The 2,068-nt window shown below is 41.3% G+C and carries 2 protein-coding genes; both read left to right on the top strand.

Annotated elements, in window-relative coordinates; all coding sequences use genetic code 11:
- The coding region (locus tag ACFIL3_RS08355; RefSeq protein WP_375682066.1) for an ATP-binding protein at positions 1–866 on the top strand (866 nt) is incomplete at its 5' end.
- A gap of 114 nt (positions 867–980) precedes the next feature.
- Positions 981–2,068 (top strand): ATP-dependent metallopeptidase FtsH/Yme1/Tma family protein (locus tag ACFIL3_RS08350; RefSeq protein WP_375682065.1); only part of this gene is annotated, 1,088 nt, incomplete at its 3' end.

Genomic DNA, 2,068 nt, shown 5'->3' with positions numbered 1-2,068 from the left:
TGTTGCATAGAAAAGTGCGTTTGATTCGGCCACTCCTTGGTGTAAAACGCCAAACATTACGGAATTATTTACGCTTACAAGGACAAACATGGATTGATGATCCAACCAATGAAGATCGCAATTTTGAACGTGTGCGCGTGCGTCAATCTCTTTCTCCACAAAAATTGGCTTATATTGCTCAAAAAATAAATGAAGCCGCATTGCAGCGTCGTCAACAAGCCAAAAATATTGCTGATTTGATCTTAGCGCTGGATATTACTGTCCAACATGGGCGTTGTTTCATAGCAAAGCCTGCGCTGTTTTTACAGAAACATTCCAGTTTTCCTTTTGTGGTGGGGCTCTTTGCTGTGCTGATGGGAGGGGGATTTTATTTGCTCCCCAATCAGAAATTAAGCATGCTTGTTCAAAAACTCTGTCTTGATTCTCCAGAAAAGCGGCGTTTTACTTATGCGGGCTCTGTTATTGAATATAACAAGCAGGGAATTTCTTTGTGGCGTGAAGGGCGAAATATGAAAGAGGCTATTGTTGAGCCAGATAAAACTTTTATATGGGATGGGCGCTATCATATCACAAATCATGGATATGAGGCTATAAAGGTTGGAGCCGCAAATTTAGAACAGCTGAAATTTTTATTAAAAAATAGCGATTTTGAGCTTGAAAAGCCTCATTTTCCCTCTTTACAATCGCTGCTGATGATCTCAAATCATAAAGGGTATGATATTCCAGAGTTGATTTCTCAAGCAGTTGTTCATAAACATGTTATCGTCAAGCGGATTATGGCACCTTTCGATTGGCTTTCCTCACGAGAAGATGCTGCCTTGGTGAATGTTGTGGAACCTTTTTTTAATATTGAGGTGAAAAGATAAAGGAAAATTACTCTAAAAGAAAATAAACAGCTTCTCATCCCTTGGCAAGGGGCTGACAAGGTTATATGTTAAGGGGAACTGTTTGAAATCTATATTTGATTAAGTGGGCTGAATATGAATTCCAATTACCGCTCTCTCCTTATTTGGGGAGTTATTGCATTGATTTTGATTGTGTCGTTTTCTCTCTTTAATGGAGATAGCCAACGTTCTGGTGGTGGAGAAGTCTCCTATTCTGAATTTTTGCAAAAAGTTGAGAATAATGAGTTGAAATCTGTGACCATTCAAGGTCAAAAATTAACAGGAAAAACCATTGAACATAGAGCTATTTCAACCTATGCTCCTCGCGATCCAGGTTTGATACAAAAATTGGAAAGTAAAAACGTCAATGTTAAAGCTATTCCTGAAAGCTCTGGAAATAGCATTTTCCTCAATCTCCTCTTTTCCTTATTACCTGTTATTATTATCGTGGGGGCGTGGGTCTTTTTTATGCGGCAAATGCAAAATGGGTCACGCGGTGCAATGGGATTTGGGAAATCGAAAGCAAGATTGCTTAATGAAGCGCAAGGACGTATTACCTTTAAAGATGTTGCTGGCGTTGAAGAAGCAAAGCAAGATCTTCAAGAAATTGTTGAATTTTTACGCGAACCACAAAAATTTCAACGCTTAGGGGGGCGTATCCCACGCGGTGTTTTGCTTGTTGGTCCTCCAGGAACCGGTAAAACTTTGCTAGCACGTTCTGTGGCAGGTGAAGCCAATGTGCCATTCTTTACCATTTCAGGGTCTGATTTTGTTGAAATGTTTGTTGGTGTTGGGGCAAGCCGTGTGCGCGATATGTTCGAACAGGCTAAAAAAAATGCACCTTGTATTATCTTTATCGATGAAATCGATGCTGTTGGACGCCATCGGGGGGCTGGTCTTGGCGGTGGAAACGATGAACGTGAACAGACCTTAAACCAGTTGCTTGTCGAAATGGATGGGTTTGAGCCCAATGAAAGTATTATTCTTATTGCCGCAACAAACCGTCCCGATGTGCTTGATCCCGCTTTGTTAAGACCAGGGCGTTTCGACCGACAAGTTGTTGTGCCAAACCCTGATGTTTCTGGGCGTGAACAAATCTTGAAAGTGCATGTGCGCAACGTGCCTTTAGCGCCTAACGTTGATTTGAAAATTTTGGCAAGGGGAACACCAGGATTTTCCGGTGC

This window comes from Bartonella sp. CE47NXGY (assembly GCF_042195415.1).
Taxonomy (GTDB): domain Bacteria; phylum Pseudomonadota; class Alphaproteobacteria; order Rhizobiales; family Rhizobiaceae; genus Bartonella.
Note: the sequence above shows the minus strand (reverse complement) of the source record. Positions and strands in the feature narration are given on the sequence as shown.